This is a genomic window from Rhodococcoides kyotonense, assembly GCF_001645385.1.
GTDB classification, from domain to species: Bacteria; Actinomycetota; Actinomycetes; order Mycobacteriales; family Mycobacteriaceae; genus Rhodococcoides; species Rhodococcoides kyotonensis_B.
On record NZ_LVHI01000016.1, the window covers coordinates 44,196 to 63,703 of the forward strand.

A 19,508-nucleotide genomic window follows, 5' to 3' on the forward strand; every position below is an offset into this window, starting at 1 on the left:
TGGCCGACGCTCGCCAACGTACCAACTTCGTGAGACGTGACGACTTGTCTAAGCTGTGACGATGTATCGACGCCGGGCACTCGGTCGTTCCACCGCAGCCCTGTTTCTGCTGGTCCTCGCCGGATGCAGCTCCAGCGTCGACGGCAGCGCGACGGCTCCGCTCGCCACCGTCGACACGAATCCACCGTCGGTGATTCGAACCACGCCTCCGTCGACGCCACCACCGGTCACGACGACGCAGGCACCGACCACCACGACCACGTCGTCGACCGCCCCGGCCACCACGTCGAAAGCCCCGCCGACCGCCGATGCCTCCGCATACGAGGGGCAACCCGGCTTCTACTTCTTCACCAGCCCCAGCGGAAAGTTCGAGTGCGCGATCGTCGTCACCGAGACGTCGGTCGCAGGCTGTCATGGCGACTTCCCGCCGACGGCACCGCGCGTGGAGGGTAGCGGCGCACCGGGATCGACCGTCGCACCGAACACCGTCGAACTCACGGCGGGCTCACCCGCACGATTCCTCAGCTCGGGGGATCCGCGCTTCCACCGGTTCGACGGCACCGCACGCGCACTTGCCTACGGCGAGACTCTGGCCGTCCCTGGCAGCGGCGAGTCCAACGGCCTGTCGTGCCGCGTCGACGAGAAGGCCGGGGTCTCGTGCCGAGACCAGGTGGGCCACGGCTTCACGGTGTCCGATTCGGCGTTTCGACTCGAATGACCGCGCCGTTTCCGTCCTGACAGCGGTGTTTCGCACGGCAAACCATCGGGCATAAGACAGTCGGCGCGCCGAATCCGTCGCGCATGTTTCGTCGCGGCCGAGAGCGCTGAGCTTCCCGACCGGGAAGGAGTGCGTCCCCATGTCAGAGCAGCCGACCCGACCCGCCACGGGCAACCACAACGCCAAGGTCATCGGCGTGAGTGTGGCCGCAGCGGTCGGTGGTTTCCTGTTCGGCTTCGACAGCTCGGTCATCAACGGTGCTGTCGACGCCATCGAAGGACGATTCTCGCTCGGATCGTTCACCACAGGCTTCGTCGTCGCCATCGCACTCGTGGGATGTGCCGTCGGCGCATGGTTCGCCGGCTCGCTCGCCGATCGGTGGGGACGCAAGAAGGTGATGGTCCTCGGATCGGCGCTGTTCACGATTTCGTCGCTCGGATCCGGCCTTGCGTTCAGCGTCCCCGACCTGATGCTGTGGCGCATCCTCGGTGGCCTCGGGATCGGCATCGCATCCGTCATCGCTCCCGCGTACATCTCGGAGATCGCGCCGGCGAAATGGCGCGGCAGCCTCGCCTCGCTGCAGCAGCTCGCGATCACCGTCGGTATCTTCGCGGCCCTTCTGTCCGACGCGTTGCTTCAGGGCGCCGCGGACGGTGCGTCGAACGATCTGTGGTGGGGGCTGGAGGCGTGGCGGTGGATGTTCCTCGTCGGCGTCGTTCCCGCGCTGGTCTACGGCCTGTTGGCCGTCACCATTCCCGAATCGCCCCGGTTCCTCGTCGGCAAGCACCTCGACAAGGAAGCCGCCGAGATTCTCGCCAACATCACCGGTGAGCTGCATCCCGACGAGCGTGTCCACGAGATCCGGCTGACGCTGCGCAAGGAAGAACGGTCCTCCATCAGGGACATTCGCGGTCCGCGGTTCGGGCTCCAACCGATCGTCTGGGTCGGCATCATCATGGCCGTGCTGCAGCAGTTCGTCGGCATCAACGCGATCTTCTACTACTCCACGACGCTGTGGAAGTCGGTCGGGTTCACCGAGGACCAGTCGTTCGTGACCTCCGTGATCACGTCGATCATCAACGTGACGATGACGTTCGTCGCCATACTGTTCGTCGACCGCATCGGTCGACGCAAGCTGCTGCTCGCCGGATCCACCGGAATGTTCGTCGGTCTGCTCATGGCCGCCGTCGCGTTCTCGCAGCAGATCGGCAGCGGCGACGACGTGTCACTCCCGAGCCCGTGGGGAGCCATCGCGCTCGTCGGTGCGAATCTGTTCGTCATCTTCTTCGCCGCCACCTGGGGTCCGATCATGTGGGTTCTGCTCGGCGAGATGTTCCCGAACCGGATGCGCGCAGTGGCCCTCGGCATCGGTACCGCGGCCAACTGGACCGCGAATTTCGCTGTGACGCTGGCCTTTCCGCCGCTGACGCAGGCGGTCGGCCTGTGGGTGATCTACGGCTTCTTCGCGGTGATGGCTGCGGTGTCGTTCTTCTTCGTGAAATCCAAGATCCCCGAGACGAAGGGCATGGAGCTCGAGGAGATGCAAGCCTAGCGATCGGCTTCTGGGGTCGGGGCGGCTCAACCCAACGCTTCGGCGATCGGGGTCGAGCCGTTGTCGAACTCGATGAACCGGCCGATGGTTCCTGGGTTTGCGATCGCAGCGACCACGGCGGCAGCGACGTCGTCGCGAGTGACGGAACCGCCTGTCGCCCCGGCTTCTTTCGTGTCGATCAACCCGGTGCCCTGGTCGAGAGTCAGCGCGCTCGGTCCGAGAATGGTCCACTCGAGCGAGGTCGACTTCAGGTAGTCGTCCGCCTCCGCTTTCGCCTGCGCGTATGCGTGGAACGAATTCCCGGAATTCACACCGTGATCGAGACCTGCACCGAAGTAGGACACCATGACGTAGCGCGAAATACCCGCACGCCCTGCAGCGTCCATCGACCGAATGGCAGCGTCACGATCCACCGCGTACGTCCGCTTCGAATCGCCGCCTCCTGCACCGGCAGACCAGACGACGACGTCGTATCCCTCGATCAGCGCTGCGATCTTGGCGACGTCCAGGTACTCGATGTCGGCGACGATGGGCGTCGCACCCGCGTCGGCTACGTCACCGACGTGATCCGGGTTCCGCACGATGGCCCCGACCTCGTGACCGGCCCCCACGAGGAGCGGCGCCGCTCGAAGCGCCACCTTCCCATGACCTCCGAATACCACGACTCGCGACATGAACAGCTCCTTCGACGACGGACGGCACTGAAGTTCCACGGTACCCACCGCCACCGCGCGCCAATCACGGGCGTCTGTCGGTTCCCCCATCGTGGAAACCGTTCACCGGCAATTCTTTCGACCCGTTCGATTCCGACGGTACGGTCCACATCTCGGGGCTGACGTCGGCGCCCCGTGCTGGTGCAGGGTCTCCGGCCCCCAGCCACCCGTTCCATGCCTCGGCCCGAATCTCGCCTACCGACGGGCGGCGATTCGGCAGCGGCCCGTCACCGAACAGTTCGTCCTGGGGAGGATCGAGATCGACGGGTGACCAGTCCGAGGCCGGGGTGGCAGCGTCGATCGAGACGGTGTTCGGTTCGATGCCCAGTGACGCCAACGTGGTCCACAGGCTGCTCATCGCGGCCTCCGGGTCGAGCCAGTACTCGGACTCGCGCACCCGCCAGAACGTCCACCCGCACCGCTTGAGTTCCTGCTCGCGTTGCAGGTCGGCCGATCGGCGTTCCGGCGTCGCCACCACGACGTCGCCGTCGCACTCGACGGCGAGTCGTGCGGACCGCCCGGTCACGACGAGGTCGATACGTCGATTGTTGACGACGACACCCGGGTTGACGTGGAACCCGCGGTCACGGAGTTCGACGAACACCTGCTGCTCGAAGATCGTGTCGAACTCGGAACGACGCGTGTCGGCGGTGACGCCCTCCGGCATCGGATCGGCGGGCGCCGGGGACGCCGACGCCATGTAGCTGAGCAACGAGTTCCGCAGGTCCGCTCGCTTGAGACGGTCCACCGTCACCGAATGGAAAAGCCACAGCTGGTCCTTGGCGCGCGACGCAGCCACGTTGAACCGTCGCTTGTACTGATTCGCCGTCAGCGCCACGAAATTCTGCGTCGGCGCGACGACCATCGACAGCATGACCACGTTGCGCTCGTCGCCCTGGAAGTCCGGTGGCGTGCCGATGCGCAGACGCCGGTCCTCCCACTGTTCGATGCCGATGCGTTTGATCAGTTCGTTCCTGATCTCGTCGACCTGGGACGTGCCCTGCAGAACGACGACGCCGAACGTCATGCCGTCGTACACCGGATCCGCGAGACATTTCACGATCTGGCCGACGATGGCGAGCGCTTCGGTTCGGTTGACGAGAGACGTCCCCGACCCGACGGCCTCGGCATCGGGCACGAAGGTATGACGCAGCGGTGGAAGTCGATCCGCACCGAACTGCCGCACCGGAACGAGTGGGGAGTCGCCGTAGAACTGCTGCGACGACCAGTTGATGATCTCGGGCATCGAACGGAAATGCTCTCGCAGTCGGACGACCTGTCCGAAGCGCGTCCGCAGCATCGAGAACAGACTCGACCGTGGCGTGAGCGTCGCACGTACATGTTCGGGAAGGTCCGGTAGGTACGCGTCGAGACGAGTGAAGACGTCCTCGAGCGTCCCTGACTGCGGCACGTCGGCAGGTGCGCATTGCCGGTCGTCGCCGACGACGATGACCCGCGGCGCGAGGTAGAGCAGGAACAGGCTGGCGATGTCGGCCTGGCTCGCTTCGTCGACGATGACGACGTCGAAGCTGTTCCGAATGGGAGGGATCGACGCCAGGACCTGCTGCAGCGGCATCACCCATGCGGGTACCGCGGTCTGCGCGTCGCCCATCGCCGACCGCGCGGCACTTCGGAAGGTCTCGGCGTAGCGGCCCGCACCCGTTCCGATCGCGGAGACGTGTTCTCGATACGTTTGCAGCGCACGCACTTCCACGGCAGTCATGCGTTCGAGGCAGTCCCGCCAGGCCATCGCGGCCGCAAGCCGGCCGGTGAGGTAGCTCAGATCGGCGTCGGCGGCGTTCAGTTCCGCTTCGAGCTTCAGCTCCAGACCGGCCTCGTGTTGCTCGGTCACCCATTCGCGAGCCCGTCGCCACGCCCACGCCTTCGACATCTGCCAGCTGAGTTCGTCCCAGTCCGAATTGCCTGCCGTGTCGACGACGAGTTCGTACAGTGCGGGCGCCGCCTCGGACAGCGTGGCTGCGAGCTCGTCCTGCTTCTGCTGATCCTCCTGCTCCAGGCATGCCGCGTTGTAGGCGACGACGGCCGCTGCGACGGCGTCCTCGTCCGCGTCGCCCAACGCCGAAACCAGAGCCGTCCCTTCCGGTGAGGGTCCGGAATCGATCTGTGTCGCAAGCGAATACATTGCTCGATCGAGCTCCGCGCGGGCCACGTCGGCATCGATGCGCGTCGCGATGGCCCCAGCAGAACCGGCGAAGGCCGACGCGTCGTCGAGGCTCTTGATCCACGGCGCCGACGGCGACACCGCGTACAACCGCTCGACGAGGGCGTCTCGAGCATGCAGCACACCGGAGACGCGCGTCAGTTGACTGGTGACGAGCCCGAGGTCGTTGACCTGTCTCGAACGAGAACCCTCCGTGGACACCGAGATTCGCAGATCCGCCAGCAGGACGGCGGCAGTCGCAACGATGTGCAGCGCTCGAATGTGTTCGGCGACAAGACGTGCCGCAAGAGCAGTCGTCGGCGGCAGACCGTCGACGGAGGCCGTGATTCCCAGTTCTTCGACGGCCTTCTGTTGCGCGCTCCTGCGGAACCGGGACTTCCATTCGATTCCCGATTCGAGCGCCACGGCAAGGGATTCCATCGCGTGCAACGCCGCGGTGGTGGTCGTCGAACACTGCACGTCGTGGGCTCCGACGAAACGATCGGCCCGCGCGGCGGTGTCGACCATCGAGACGATGCCACTGACCCGCGACCACAGGTGGGCCGACTCACCGGACAACACCGAATCGGTCAGTTGCCGATAGACGGCGTCGAGTTCGGACACCTCTCGCACGCGCGCGTCCAATTCCTCACAGAGGCGCCTGATCTCGAACGCAGCAGCCGGATCGACCCCGCCGAGGAACTCGACAAGGTGCGTCGATTGCTCGGAACCCGTGGCCACGTGCGCGTTCGCGCGTTGGCACAGCGACCGCAGCTCGGCCGAGTTGGGCAGAACCGTGTCGAGGCGAGGCAGTGACTGGCGAGCTCGACGCGTGCGCCCGTCCGGGGCTGTCGCGATGAGAGTGCGGAGATTCTCGACCTCGGTGCCGGTCAACGGCGGCCGATCCGTGAACAGCGGGCCGGGCAGCCATTCGTGCGCCTCCTGCGTCAGGACCATCTTGCGGACGACGGCCGCCGCCGTGCCGTCGAACCCGTCGGAGACGAACGGGTGCACGACGGTTTCGGCGTCACGCAGTTCGGACACCGACTGCAGCAGGGCCGCACGCCTCGCCACTGCCTCGTCGCGCCGGGCACGCAGCGATGCGATCTTCTCCGACTCGTCGACCTCGTTGTACGACGCCTTGCGGTCGGCGATCCGAGACACGCTTCGGCTGAGCTCCTCCGCACCGCCACGGGACAGATCCGTGATTGCCACGCACAGTTCTTGCAGTTCGGGTGGCAGCTTGTCCCTCAACACGCGCAACGCCTGGGACTTCTCGCTCGTCACCAGTACGCGCTGCCCACGCGCGAGCAATGCGGACAGCAGGTTGGCAATGGTGTGCGTCTTGCCCGTCCCGGGCGGCCCTTCGACGACCACCCCGCTGTCGAGGCCGAGACGTCGAACGATCTGTGACTGTTCGGCGTTGGCGGGCAGCGGAAACAGCGGATCCTCGGCGATCGACGCGGCGTCACCCGACCCGGGAGCGGAACTTGCAGGGACGCCCCTGCTGTTCGAGCTGCGCGACAACCATGCCAGCCGATCTGCGGGCTCGATGGGTTCGACCAGCTGAGCGAGGCCGAGCGGCACGCCGTCGTCGGACCTTTCGAGATCGGCGATCATCTGCTCGTAGTAGTCACGCAGCGCGAACGAATCACGCTTGCGGAGAACGAGTGCAGGCGAGACCGTCAGACTCGCTCGATCCGCGGTCGCGAACGTCGACGGCCTGTCGAGGTCCGGCCGCACGTCGACCGGAAACGCGAGCGTCGCCTCGGCCCACTCCGACAGAAACGGAACGATCTCGGCGGACACGGGCGACGCGACGCGGGCGGTGAGAATTTGCTGCAGATCCGTGGACCTGGACGCGTCGAAACCCGGCCGTCCGGCGAGAAGCTGGGTGTCCTCGAGCCGCGGCCGACCGTTCGACGGCAGCTTGACCAGTAGATCTCCGGTGCGCACGTCCCGTTCGACCGTCGCTGCCTGCGCGATCAGGTGGGTGCAGACATTCGCACCCGACTCGGCCGACGCCAGTGTCAGCAGGCCCGATGCGACGACCAGTTCGACCGACTCCGGTCGCGACGACAGCTCGTGCATCATCAGCTGCAGGCTTTCGTACAGCGACGCTTTCGGACGCGCGACGCGGTCGACCTCGGCCCACTTTCGCCATCGGGCCGAATATGCAGAGAATGCGGTGCGAATCTCGTACGCCCGCCGCACGTCGAAATCCGCGTCGGAATCCGCGTCGTCGCCGGGTGTCGACGGCATCGCAGTGTCGGTCAGTTCGAGTGCGCGGTACCGGCTGTCCTCGATCATCGACGGATCGATGGAACCGATGAGGATCTCCGGGACTACGGGCGGGTCGGTGACCTCCACAGGGCGCACGCGTAACAGCACGCCGCCCGATTCGACCGATGCGTCGACCGTGGGGACGACCGCACCGTCGTGCAACCAGCGAGTCCGCAGATGACCCTCGAAGTGCAGTATCGGCTCGGTTCGCGCCACCACTGTTTCGCGGAGGAACCGCAGCAACCGCAACACTCTGTCTCGAACGTCGCCGGCCGGGGCGTCGCCACCTGCATGGTCCCGAGAGGGCTCGGGGCTGACACGAGAAGGCTCGGGGCTGGCACGAGAAGGCTCGGGGCCTGGAACCGGTGCGGTCGACACAGTGAAAACCTCTGAACTCTTCGAAACGGCCGTTCTCGAACAGGGACGGAGCTTGCACGCTCGGAACAGACTAGTCGGCACGACGCGTTTCTTCACGATCTCCGAACCATCGGTCTTCTTTGTCGTGGGATTTCACAAAACGCGTCCGCTTTCGACGGTCAGCAGCCACAGTCGACAGGTCCGGAATGCTCACCGACGGCCGAGCGGATACGCAGCGATCGATCACCGTGATGCACAACGTCTTTCGAACAGGCATAGGAACACACGTGCGCGCGTCCGTCATCTCGGAACGCGTCGCCTGAAAGATCGCGGAAGATACCCGAAGTCGATCCTTGCCGCAAACAGCAGACCGCACGTCCTGACGAGCCTCCGACAGCACACCGGTACCGATCGGTAACGTACCGACGGGTAAGTAAAGACATGACCGTGAGCGCGAAATGTCAATTCCAACAACGCTACTCGTCAGTATCCCGTCAAGACCCCAGGGTCTTTTCACAAGTTTTTCGCGGCAACTCCGTGAAAAACACTGTGTTGGTTGACCTTTGAAGGAAGCGATATCAATCACAGTTTGCCCGAAAGTAGTTGACATGGAAAAACACTGCCGAGCCGCTAGAATCAGTTCTCGTTCAGCCAGCGCCTGAAGATTTCGCGGGGCGGGGAGAAATCAGAATCGGATGGACGGCACGAGCGAAGAAGACGGTTGTCGGGGGGCCTGCAACGGGTGGTGATCCGCCCTCGCAGACTTGCCGGCGTCTCTTGCCCGCGCACGCGCCGACGATTCGATTCCCTCCCGCTGGCGGTCGACCCTCGACCGACGACATCCACCACCTGACGAAGAGAGACACGTTGTTCAAGCGGATAGCAGTAGTCAACAGAGGCGAAGCGGCCGTACGCCTGATCAGAGCCGTCAAGGAACTCAACGCCGAGTACGACTACGGCATCCGGACGGTCGCCCTCCACACCGAGGCCGAACGACGGGCAATGTTCGTCCGTCAGGCCGACGAAGCTGTGACACTGAACAAACCCGCCTCCGGGTCGGCGTACCTCGACTACGAGGTTCTGGAAGCTGCACTCGTCGAATCGCGTGCCGATGCGGTGTGGGTCGGCTGGGGATTCGTCGCCGAGGACCCCGCGTTCGCGGACATCGTCTCCCGACTGAACATCACGTTCATCGGCCCGTCCGCGAGCGCGATGCGCCTGCTCGGTGACAAGGTCGAGGCCAAGCTGCTCGCCGAGAAGGTCGGCGTCCCCGTCGCACCGTGGTCCGGTGGTCCCGTCTCCACTCGCGCCGATGCCCGGCGTCACGCGCAGGCGATCGGCTACCCGCTCATCATCAAGGCACGCAGCGGTGGCGGCGGTCGCGGTATCCGCAAGGTCTTCCACGAGGACGAGCTCGAACTGGCTCTCGAGCGCACCCAGGGTGAAGCCGAGCGATCCTTCGGCGACCCCGTCGTCTTCATCGAGCGCCTGGTCACCGATGCCCGCCACGTCGAGGTGCAGGTCATCGCCGACAACCACGGCAACGTGTGGGCTCCCGGCGTCCGCGACTGCTCGATCCAGCGCCGCAACCAGAAGGTCATCGAGGAGTCCAGCTCTCCGCTGCTGACGAAGGAACAGTCCGACCACCTGCGTGCGGTGTCCGCGGAACTGGTCCGGGCCGCCGAGTACTCCGGTGCAGGCACCGTCGAGTACCTGTACCAGCCCGAGCAGAAGATCTTCACGTTCCTCGAGGTCAACACCCGCCTGCAGGTCGAGCACCCGATCACCGAGTTCACCACCGGCCTCGACCTGGTCAAGCTGCAGATCCTGGTGGCGAACGGCGAGCGCCTCGAAGGTGACTGCCCTCCCGAATTCGGCCACGCCGTCGAAGCTCGCCTCAACGCCGAGGACGCCGACAACGGATTCGCTCCCGCGCCCGGCAGCGTCGAACTGCTGAAGTTCCCGCTCGGATCCGGCATCCGCGTCGACACCGGCATTGCGCAGGGCGATGTCATCCCGCCCGACTACGACTCCATGGTCGCCAAGGTCATCGCCTGGGGACGCGATCGTAGCGAGGCCCTCGCCCGTCTACGGACCGCGCTGCGCGAGACGACCGTCGTCATCGACGGTGGCACGACGACCAAGTCGTTCCTCCTGAGCCTGCTCGACCGCGACGAGGTCATCACGGCATCCGCCGACACCGGTTGGCTCGACCGCACCGACGCCGGAACCGCGACGGGCCCGACCGCGAAAGCCGACATCGCCATCGTCGCCGCCGCGATCGACGCGTACGACGCCGAAGAGGCTCGCGAGCGCGCCGCGTTCCTGACCTCCGCCCGTGGTGGACGACCCCGCGCCAGCCACACCATCGGCCGCACGGTCGAGCTCAGCTACCAGGGCCAGGCCTACAAACTCGGCGTCAGCCAGATCGGCCCGCACCGCTACCGCGTCGACGGTGACAGCGGGGACCTCCAGGTCGACGTCGAACGTCTCGGTGACTACCAGAGCCGCCTCGTCGTCGGCGACAGTCGTTACCAGGTCGTGACCGTCGCGCAGGCCGCGCACTTCCTCGTCGAGGTCGACGGCATCAGCCACCAGATCAGCCAGGACGAGGCAGGCCTCGTGCGCGCACCCGCGCCAGCGGTCGTCGTCGCCGTTCCTGTCGCCGTCGGCGACGAGGTCGAGGCAGGCCAGACCCTCGTGGTGCTCGAAGCCATGAAGATGGAAACGGCCGTTCGCTCGCCGTACGCGGGCCGGGTCAGCGAGGTCCTCGCCTCCGTCAACGGTCAGGTCGACTCCGGCGCCCCGCTGCTGCGCGTCGACGAAGCCGGTGAGCAGAAGGCGTCGTCGCAGACCGCGCGCGTGGACTTCCGCACCGTGACTCGCCCCGAGGGTGAGACGGCGAGCTGCCTCGCTCTGGCCCAGTTGGACGAATTGGCCGCTCTCATCACCGGATTCGACGTCAACGCATCTCGTGCACGGACGCTCCTGTCCGACTACGAGACGCTGCGCAGCCAGGTCCCGCGCGACGATCGTCAGGTCGTCGACGCAGAATTGGCTCTGCTCAACACGTTCGCCGACATCTGCGAGCTCTCTCGTAACCGTCCGACGATGGACGAGGAGAACACCGACACTCGCGTCCACTCGCCTCGCGAGCACTTCCACTCGTTCCTGCAGTCGCTCGATGCGGACATCCAGGGACTGCCGGATACGTTCCGCGGCAAGCTCTCTCGCGCGCTACGTCACTACGACGCAGAGGACCTCGAGCGCGGACCCGAGCTGGAGGAGGCCGTCTACCGTGTCTTCCTCGCGCTGCAGCGCATCGAGAATCAGGTTCCCGTCGTCGCCGCGCTGCTCGATCACTGGCTGTCCGACTCGTCGACGCAGCCCGCGGCAGGCTCGGCCATCGGCGAGGTCCTCGAACGCCTCATCGTCGCAACCCAGGCCCGCTACCCGCTCATCGGCGACGTCGCCCGCAACCTGCGATTCCGGCTGTTCGACGCCCCGCAGATCGCACGGTCGCGCGAGCAGGTCTACGACGGCGTCCGCGGTAGCCTGCAGTACCTCGCCGAGAACCCCGACGCGCCGGACTACGCCGCGCGCATCGATGCGCTCGTGTCGACGCCGGAGCCGTTGCTGGACCTGCTGGCAACCCGCGTCGCGGATCCGGGTGCACTGCTCGAGGTCGTCACGCGTCAGTACTACGAGATTCGCACCCTCGAGGACGTCAAGGCGTTCGACCGCGACGGCAAGCACTTCGTCACCGGCAACTTCGAGCTGAACGGCGAACGGCTGCAGCTGGTTTCGACGGCGACCGCGTTCGACGACCTGGCACGAACGATCGATGCGATCGACGACATCGCCGGGCCTGCGCCCGAGCACCTGGCCGTCGACCTGTACCTGGCGTGGCCGAACGCACCGAAGGACGGCGACGAGATCTCGTCGACCATTCATTCGGTTCTGTCGGCACATCCTCGCACCAGCGGATGGCGTCGCATCACGATCACGGTGTGCGGCACGGATGTTCGCCACGTGACGTTCCGTCGCCCGACCACCGAAGGGTCGCAGCCCCTCGCGGAGGACACCGTCATCCGCGACATGCACCCGCTCACCGGTCAGCGTCTCGACCTGTGGCGTCTGAAGAACTTCGACGGCAAGCGTCTGCCCGCGACACCGGGTACCTACCTGTTCCAGCTGCAGGCCAAGGAGAACCCGGCCGACGAGCGTCTCATGGCGCTCGCCGAGATCCGCTGCGTCACAACACAACTCGACGAGAACGGTGACGTCGTCGCGGTTCCCGAGATCGAGCGCACCGTCGCCGCGTGCCTCGACGGCATCCGCCGTGCTCAGGCAGGACGCAAGAAGCGTCTCGACGCCAACCGCATCACGCTGTACGTGTGGCCGGTGCTCGAGGTTCCCGAGGACAAGCTCGCGACGATCGCCCGGCACATCGCGCCGTCGACGATCGGTGCAGGCCTGGAAGAGATCACGATGATCGCGCGCCTCAAGAGTGGCCCGGACGCCCCGGTCCGCGACGTGGCCATCCGCTTCTCGTACCGATCGGGTGCGGGCGTCATCGCGAAGGTGACGGCCAAGCCCACCGAGCCGCTGCGTCCGCTCGACGAGTACACGCAGAAGGTGCAGCGCTCGCAGGCCCGCGGCACGGTGTACCCGTACGAGCTGATTCCGCTGCTCACCGGTTCGAAGGGCGCGTTCACCGAGTACGACTTCGACGACAGCGGCGCATTCGTGGCCGTCGATCGCCCCTACGGCCGTAACAAGGCAGGCATCATCGCGGGCCTCGTCACGACGCCGTCCGAGCGCTACCCCGAGGGCATCACTCGCGTCGCACTGTTCGGTGACCCGACCAAGGCGCTCGGTACCGTCGCCGAGGCCGAGTGCTCGCGCATCGTCGCCGCCATCGACCTGGCCGAGAAGCTCGGTGCGCCGGTCGAGTGGTTCGCACTGTCCTCCGGTGCCACCATCTCGATGGCGACCGGTACCGAGAACATGGACTGGGTCTCACGCGGTCTGCGTCGCATCATCACGTTCACGCAGGCAGGCGGCGAGATCAACATCGTCGTCGCAGGCATCAACGTCGGCGCGCAGCCGTACTGGAACGCAGAAGCCACGATGCTGGCGCACACGAAGGGCATCCTCGTGATGACCCCGGACAGCGCAATGGTGTTGACCGGCAAGCAGTCTCTCGACTACTCCGGTGGCGTCTCGGCCGAGGACAACTTCGGCATCGGCGGTTACGACCGCGTCATGGGACCGAACGGCCAGGCACAGTACTGGGCACCGAATCTCCGTGCCGCAGTAGAGGTTCTGTTCGCTCACTACGACCACGCCTACGTCCTGCCGGGAGAGCGGTTCCCGCGTCGCGCCGTCACGGCCGACCCGTCCGACCGCGACGTGCGCAGCTACCCGCACGTGCATCCGTCGAGCGACTTCACCACCGTCGGCGACATCTTCTCGTCCGAAACCAACCCGGATCGCAAGAAGCCGTTCGACATTCGCACCGTCATGCGTGCGGTCGTCGACCAGGATCACTCGGTGCTCGAGCGCTGGGCCGACATGGCCGACGCCGACACCTCGGTCGTCTTCGACGCGCACCTCGCCGGAATTCCGGTCAGCGTCATCGGTATCGAGTCGCGGGCCATCCCGCGTAAGGGATGGTTCCCGGCCGACGGACCCGACCAGTGGACGTCGGGCACGCTGTTCCCGAGCTCGTCGAAGAAGACGGCTCGCGCGATCAACGCCGCCAGCGGCAGCCGTCCGATCGTCGTGCTGGCCAACCTGTCCGGCTTCGACGGCTCCCCCGAGTCGCTGCGCAACATCCAGCTCGAGTACGGCGCCGAAATCGGTAGGGCCATCGTCAACTTCGACGGTCCCGTCGTCTTCTGTGTCGTGTCCCGCTACCACGGTGGAGCGTTCGTCGTGTTCTCCGGAGCGCTGAACGACAACATGGAGGTGCTGGCCGTCGAGGGCTCGTTCGCCTCGGTGCTCGGTGGAGCTCCGGCGGCAGCGGTCGTCTTCACCCGAGACGTCAACGCCCGCACCGCAGCCGACCCGGCCGTCAAGGACATCGAGGCCCGTCTCGCCGCCGCCGAGACCGACGCGGAGCGCACGCACCTGCGTGTCGAGCTGGCGCAGGTCAAGACGGACGTCCGCAACGCCAAGCTCGGCGAGGTGGCGTCGGAGTTCGAGGCGATCCACAACATCCAGCGCGCTCAGGAAGTCGGATCGGTGCACCACATCGTCCCGGCCGCCGAGCTTCGCCCGCAGCTCATCGCAGCGGTCGAGCGTGGAATGGCCCGCACCCAGGCGTAAGTGGTTCCGACGCAACACCCCCGGCCTCGCGTAAGGCCGGGGGTGTTGTCGTGTCGGGGCACAGATGCTCACCTTTTGGGTAGACGCACGACAACTGGCCAGCAATGTGGCGTGCACCTGACAACTACGTGAGCGTCCAGCCGGCGAGGGTGCGGCGACTTTCGAATCTGCGACGCTCCCCGGTGATCGGGTCGTCGAATTCGACTGCCCGCGCGAGCAACTGCAGCGGGGTGTCGAAATCATCTGCGGCCGTGCGCGTGTAGTTCGGGTAGTACGGATCGCCCTGGATGGGAATGCCCAGCGACGACAGGTGAATTCGCAGTTGGTGCGTACGACCCGTGTGCGGGAACAACCGGTAGCGCGCCCTGTCGCCGAGTTCCTCGATCAATTCGATACGCGTCTCGCTGTTCGGTTCGCCCGGCTCCTCTCGTGCAACCATGACGCCGTGGTCCTTGAGAATTCGACTGCGCACAGTGCGCGGAAACTCGAGCGACGGGTCGTAGCCGGCAATCGCCTCGTACTCTTTCAGGACCTGCCTGGTCGAGAAGAGTTCCTGGTACGGGCGCCGCAATGCCACGTCGCGCGTGAACAGCAGGACACCGGCGGTGGCGCGGTCGAGTCGATGAGCCGGCGTCAGATCCGCGTCGTCGAACATGCGACGCAGCCGCACGGTCGCGGTCTCGGTGACGTGCATGCCGCGCGGGATGGTCGCCAAGAAGTGGGGCTTGTCGACGACGACGATGCCGTCCGCGTCGTACAGGACGTCGAGGTCGAAGGGGACCGGAATCTCCGGCGGCGGAACCCGATAGAAGTAGACGAATCGGCCGGGAGCGTACCGTGATTCGGCATCCCAGCGTCGACCTTTCTCGTCGACGACCTCGCCGGCGGCCATGGAATCGATCCACGGATCCATCGGGTGTTCGCGCGTCAGGAATTCGAGCAGCGTTCGGGCGACGTCACCGTGCGGAAGTCGAATCCGCAACGGCGCCAGCCCGTCCCGGAACGGCAGCGGGAGTGGAGCCTGCGGACTGCCCCCACCGGAGCTGTCAGACGGGAGTGGAGCCTGCGGACTGCCCCCGCCGGAGCTGTCAGACGGGAGTGGAGCCTGCGGAATGACCCCGCCGGAGGCGTCAGACGGCACAGTCGATGCACACGAGGCGGAGGCCGCGTCCGTCGTCGTCGTCGAAATCCTGGTAGCGCGACGTCGGGTTCGCGCAGACCGTGCATCGGCCGATGACCTCGGTGTGATCCGAGAAATCGGTCGTCATCCGCTTGTCGAAGACGTACAGCGACCCCTTCCACAACCCGTCGTCGCCGAAGGTCTCTCCGTACCGAACGATTCCGCCGTCGAGCTGATAGACCTCCTCGAACCCGCGCGACCGCATCAGCGACGACAACACCTCGCAGCGCACGCCGCCCGTGCAGTACGTGACGACCGGGCTCTTCTTCAGGTGGTCGTACTTACCGGAATCGAGCTGGGCGACGAAATCGCGCGTCGTCTCCACGTCCGGCACGACGGCGTTTTCGAATCTGCCGATCTGCGCCTCGAATGCGTTCCGTCCGTCGAAGAAGACGACGTCGTCGCCGCGCTCGCCGACCAGTTCGTGCACCTGCTGCGGGCTGAGGTGCGTTCCCCCGCCGACCACGCCGTCTGCATCGACCTTCAGTTCGTCGGGCGCGCCGAACGTGACGATCTCGTCCCGCACCTTGACGCTCAGGCGCGGAAAGTCGTCGCCGAGACCCTCCGACCACTTGATGTCGGCGTTCTTGAACGGGGCGTAGCTGCGGGTGCCGCGAACGTACTTCTTGACGTCGTTCACGTCACCGCCGACCGTCGCGTTGATCCCGTGTTCGGAGATCAGAATCCTGCCGGTCAGGTTGTTCGACGCGGCGAGGGTGTGCTGCCAGAGCCGGATGGCCTCGGGGTCCGGCAGCGGGGTGAACACGTAGAACAGGACGATTTTCGGTACAGCCATGGCTGCAAGTATGCCGTGGTCGGCGGGCCGGGTCCGAATCGGCGGGGAGCGAATGGCCGCATCCGGTCACTCGAGGTGACCGAACGTGACATTCGGTCGGACAGCAGGGTGTTTCAGTCCGCCCGAACCGGCATGGGCGCAGGCTCGACCCGGGCAACCCCGTCGGCGACGGTGAAACCCGCACCCCAGTACACGCGGGTCAGCGGGTCTTCCTTGGCGTCGAGGTACCAGTGATCCATCTGCACGCCCGTCGGCGTCACCTCGAACACTCCGAAGCCGTGGCTGTCGAGGTCGACGTAGCGAATGTGCCGGTTCAACGTCATGAGCGCGGATTCGGCGACGCGGCCGAGGGTGTGCGGCGGCGTCTTGGTCAGATCGTCGATGTTCGCCGACGTCACCGACGTCACGACCAGCTCGGTGGCGACGCCGCCCGTCTCGAAGTAGCGCGACGCGTCCTGCGGAATGTCGCACGCCCACGCGGAGTGGATGTCACCGGTGATGAAGACGGTGTTCGTGACTCCGTTGTCCGCTATCGCGCCGAGCAGACGCGCGCGGTCGGCCGTGTAGCCGTCCCACGGGTCCGCGTTGTAGGGCAGTCCGCCCTCCGGGATGTTCAGCAGAGCCGTCAGACCGCGCGCGGCCTCGCTCTCGAGTGGCGGCAGCAGAACCGGGGTGATCATGACGGGGTTGCCGACGATCTTCCACCGCGTCGGCGACGACACGATGCCTTCCGTCAGCCACTCCATCTGGTCCTTGCCGGTGATGGTGCGGTTCGGGGAGTCGACGTCGCCACCCTGGAACGGCAAGACCTGCTGCGACCGATAGGTGCGCAGATCGAGCATGGACAGCTCGAGCAAGTTGCCGAAACGCAGCCGTCGATACAGGTGACGGTTCTGCGGTGTTCCGGCGGCGCGGACCGGCATCCACTCGTAGTAGGCCTGCACCGAATTGGCCTTGCGTTCGGCCCACGGCCCCTCGGTCTCGGGCTGGTGGTTCTGGGCGCCGCCGTCGTACGCGTCGTTGGCGCTCTCGTGGTCGTCCCACGTGCAGATCCACGGCACTCCGAGGTGAGCCGCCATCAGGTCGGGGTCGCTCTTGTACTGGCCGTGGCGGATTCGGTAGTCGTCGAGGCTGACGATTTCGTGGACCGGATCGTGTTGCCGCACAACGCCGTTCTTGCCTGCGAAGCCGCCTGTCTCGTACTCGTAGATGTAGTCGCCCAGGTGGATGATCGCGTCGAGGTCCCGTCGATCCGCGAGATGCCGGTACGCGGCGAAGAAGCCCGATTCCCAGTTCGAGCACGAGACGACACCGAAACGAACCCGTTCGAGGTCGGCGTCGTTGCTCGGCGCGGTGCGCGTGGTTCCGACGGCGGACTGCGTCCCGGCCGCCTCGCCCGTCTGGATCTCGAAGCAGTAGTAGTACGTCGTCGCGGGAGACAAGCCGTCGACGTCGATCTTGACGGTGTGGTCGCTGGCGACGTCGGTGACGACCGTGCCGCTGCGCACGAGCATCGTCAGTTCGCGGTCGGTGGCCACGCGCCACCGAACGGTCGTCGCCGGACCGAGCCCGGACCCAGGAGTGGCGTCGGGACCCGGTGTGACGCGCGTCCACAGGACGACTGCATCCGGCGTCGGATCCCCGGACGCGACGCCGTGCTGGAACGGAACGAACTCCGTTCCCTGCGCGTAGGCGACGGCAGGCATCGCCGATGCTGCTCCAGCCGCCGCGATCGCTACCGATGACGAGCGCAGAAATCCCCGCCTGGACACACCTTGTCTGTCGCGCACCGAGCTAGTTCATTCGAACTTCGGCGCGTGGTCAAGTCGACCTGGCCACCGGGCTCGAAAGTTCACCGGAGATACACGGCGAGGTTTGCCGAGGTATCGATCCGAGCACTCTCCGGTCCATGACATCCTCCGATCCGCTGTGGCTCTTCGGAGATCAACTCGGGCCGCATTTCCATTCGACGGAAGAGCACGGACATCGGGATGTTCTGCTGGTCGAGAGCGCCCGCGTTCTACGACGACGACGGTTCCATCGCCAGAAGTTGCATCTGGTGCTGTCGGGGATGCGTCATCTCGCCGACGAACTGGGCGACCGCGCGACCTACCTGCGCACCGAGACCTACCGGGACGCGCTGGAGGAGTTCGGCAGGCCCGTCCTCGTGTTCGAACCCACGTCGCACTCGGCAGAGCGTTTCGTCGAGACGTTGTCCGAGGAAGGCCTCGTCGTCGACGTGCTGCCGACGCCGATGTTCGCGCTCAGCCGCGGCGATTTCGCCGTATGGGCCGGAAATCGCACTCACTTTCTGATGGAGACGTTCTATCGCGATCAGCGCAGGCGCTTCGACGTCCTGATGAAGGGCGACGAACCCGTCGACGGACGGTGGAATCTCGACGAGGACAACCGCGAGCCGCCGCCGAAGAAGCGCGTCACGCTCGGCGTCGACGCACCGTGGTGGCCCGAGGAAGACGAGATCGACGAGCAGGTCCGCACCGACCTCGACGAGATGGAACTCGACACCGTGGGCGAGGACGGCCCGCGGGTGTTCGCCGTCACCGCGGACGAAGCACGAAAAGCGGTGCAGCACTTCGTTTCCTACCGTCTTCCGGACTTCGGCAAGTACGAGGACGCCGTCATGACCGACGACTGGACGATGGCTCACTCGCTGCTGTCGGTGCCGTTGAATCTCGGGCTGCTGCAGCCTCTGGACGTCGCGGAGTCCGTCGAACAAGCCTGGCGCAACGGCGACGCGCCTCTGTCGTCGGCCGAGGGCTATGTCCGTCAGATCCTCGGGTGGCGCGAATACGTGTGGCACCTGTACTGGCATTTCGGTCCCGAGTATCTCGACAGGAACGAGCTGAACGCTCACGAACCACTACCGGAGTGGTTCGACGATCTGCACGGAGACGAACCGGTCGCGGCGTGCCTGTCGCACACTCTGTCCGAGCTCCGCGACCGCGGGTGGGTCCATCACATTCCGCGACTGATGATCCTCGGCAACTTCGCGTTGCAGCGCGGCTACGACCCGAAAGCGCTGACCGAATGGTTCGCGACGCGGTTCGTCGACGGTTTCGCATGGGTCATGCCCGTCAACGTCATCGGCATGAGCCAACACGCGGACGGCGGTCTGATCGCGACGAAACCGTACGCGTCGGGCGGCGCGTATCTGAACCGCATGACCGATCACTGTGGCGGATGCGAATACAACCCGAAGAAACGACTGGGCACGGATGCCTGTCCGTTCACCGCGGGATACTGGGCGTTCGTACACAAGCACCGAGATCGGTTGGCACAGAACCACCGAACGGCGAGGCAGGTGTCGTCGATGAACCGGCTGGCCGACCTGGATCAGGTGCTCGAACAGGAGCGCCAGCGCGAGGTGTACTGAACGGCCCGTGGCAGAATCACC

At 65.8% G+C, this 19,508-nt stretch carries 9 protein-coding genes; 4 read left to right on the forward strand and 5 right to left on the reverse strand.

Annotation, left to right across the window (positions count from 1 at the left end; all coding sequences use genetic code 11):
* The first annotated feature begins 61 nt into the window (after positions 1–61).
* Together A3K89_RS26120 and A3K89_RS13975 are read left to right on the forward strand one after the other, a co-directional pair.
* Positions 62–718 carry a hypothetical protein gene (locus tag A3K89_RS26120; protein WP_084423799.1) on the forward strand — a complete coding sequence of 219 codons (657 nt, stop codon included), beginning with the start codon at positions 62–64 and terminating at the stop codon, positions 716–718.
* Positions 719–857: 139 nt separating this feature from the next.
* The gene (locus A3K89_RS13975; RefSeq protein WP_068427019.1) at positions 858–2,270 is read left to right on the forward strand and encodes a sugar porter family MFS transporter; all 1,413 of its coding nucleotides are present in this window, start codon (positions 858–860) and stop codon (positions 2,268–2,270) included.
* 26 nt (positions 2,271–2,296) lie between these two features.
* On the opposite strand, the gene A3K89_RS13980 is transcribed toward A3K89_RS13975, so the two are convergent.
* Together A3K89_RS13980 and A3K89_RS13985 are read right to left on the reverse strand one after the other, a co-directional pair.
* Entirely contained in the window at positions 2,297–2,944 is a 648-nt protein-coding gene (locus A3K89_RS13980; protein WP_068427090.1) for an SDR family oxidoreductase, read from the reverse strand.
* 64 nt (positions 2,945–3,008) lie between these two features.
* Positions 3,009–7,679, reverse strand: a complete 4,671-nt coding sequence (locus A3K89_RS13985) for an AAA domain-containing protein (RefSeq protein ID WP_084423796.1) — start codon at positions 7,677–7,679, stop codon at positions 3,009–3,011.
* A gap of 972 nt (positions 7,680–8,651) precedes the next feature.
* Here A3K89_RS13985 and A3K89_RS13990 point away from each other — a divergent pair.
* Positions 8,652–14,117, forward strand: a complete 5,466-nt coding sequence (locus A3K89_RS13990; RefSeq protein WP_068427091.1) for an ATP-binding protein — start codon at positions 8,652–8,654, stop codon at positions 14,115–14,117.
* Between the two features lie 124 nt (positions 14,118–14,241).
* Here A3K89_RS13990 and A3K89_RS13995 read toward each other — a convergent pair whose 3' ends face one another.
* The 3 genes from A3K89_RS13995 to A3K89_RS14005 form a co-directional block, all read right to left on the reverse strand.
* Complete coding sequence (locus tag A3K89_RS13995) at positions 14,242–15,099, reverse strand: pseudouridine synthase (protein ID WP_254303530.1); 858 nt, start codon at positions 15,097–15,099, stop codon at positions 14,242–14,244.
* A gap of 148 nt (positions 15,100–15,247) precedes the next feature.
* Positions 15,248–16,093, reverse strand: a complete 846-nt coding sequence (gene trhO / locus A3K89_RS14000) for an oxygen-dependent tRNA uridine(34) hydroxylase TrhO (protein WP_068427020.1) — start codon at positions 16,091–16,093, stop codon at positions 15,248–15,250.
* A gap of 113 nt (positions 16,094–16,206) precedes the next feature.
* Complete coding sequence (locus A3K89_RS14005) at positions 16,207–17,799, reverse strand: alkaline phosphatase D family protein (RefSeq protein WP_371828804.1); 1,593 nt, start codon at positions 17,797–17,799, stop codon at positions 16,207–16,209.
* A 203-nt stretch (positions 17,800–18,002) separates the two neighbouring features.
* On the opposite strand from A3K89_RS14005, the gene A3K89_RS14010 reads away from it, so the two are divergent.
* Positions 18,003–19,487 carry a cryptochrome/photolyase family protein gene (locus A3K89_RS14010; RefSeq protein ID WP_068427024.1) on the forward strand — a complete coding sequence of 495 codons (1,485 nt, stop codon included), beginning with the start codon at positions 18,003–18,005 and terminating at the stop codon, positions 19,485–19,487.
* Positions 19,488–19,508 lie beyond the last annotated feature (21 nt).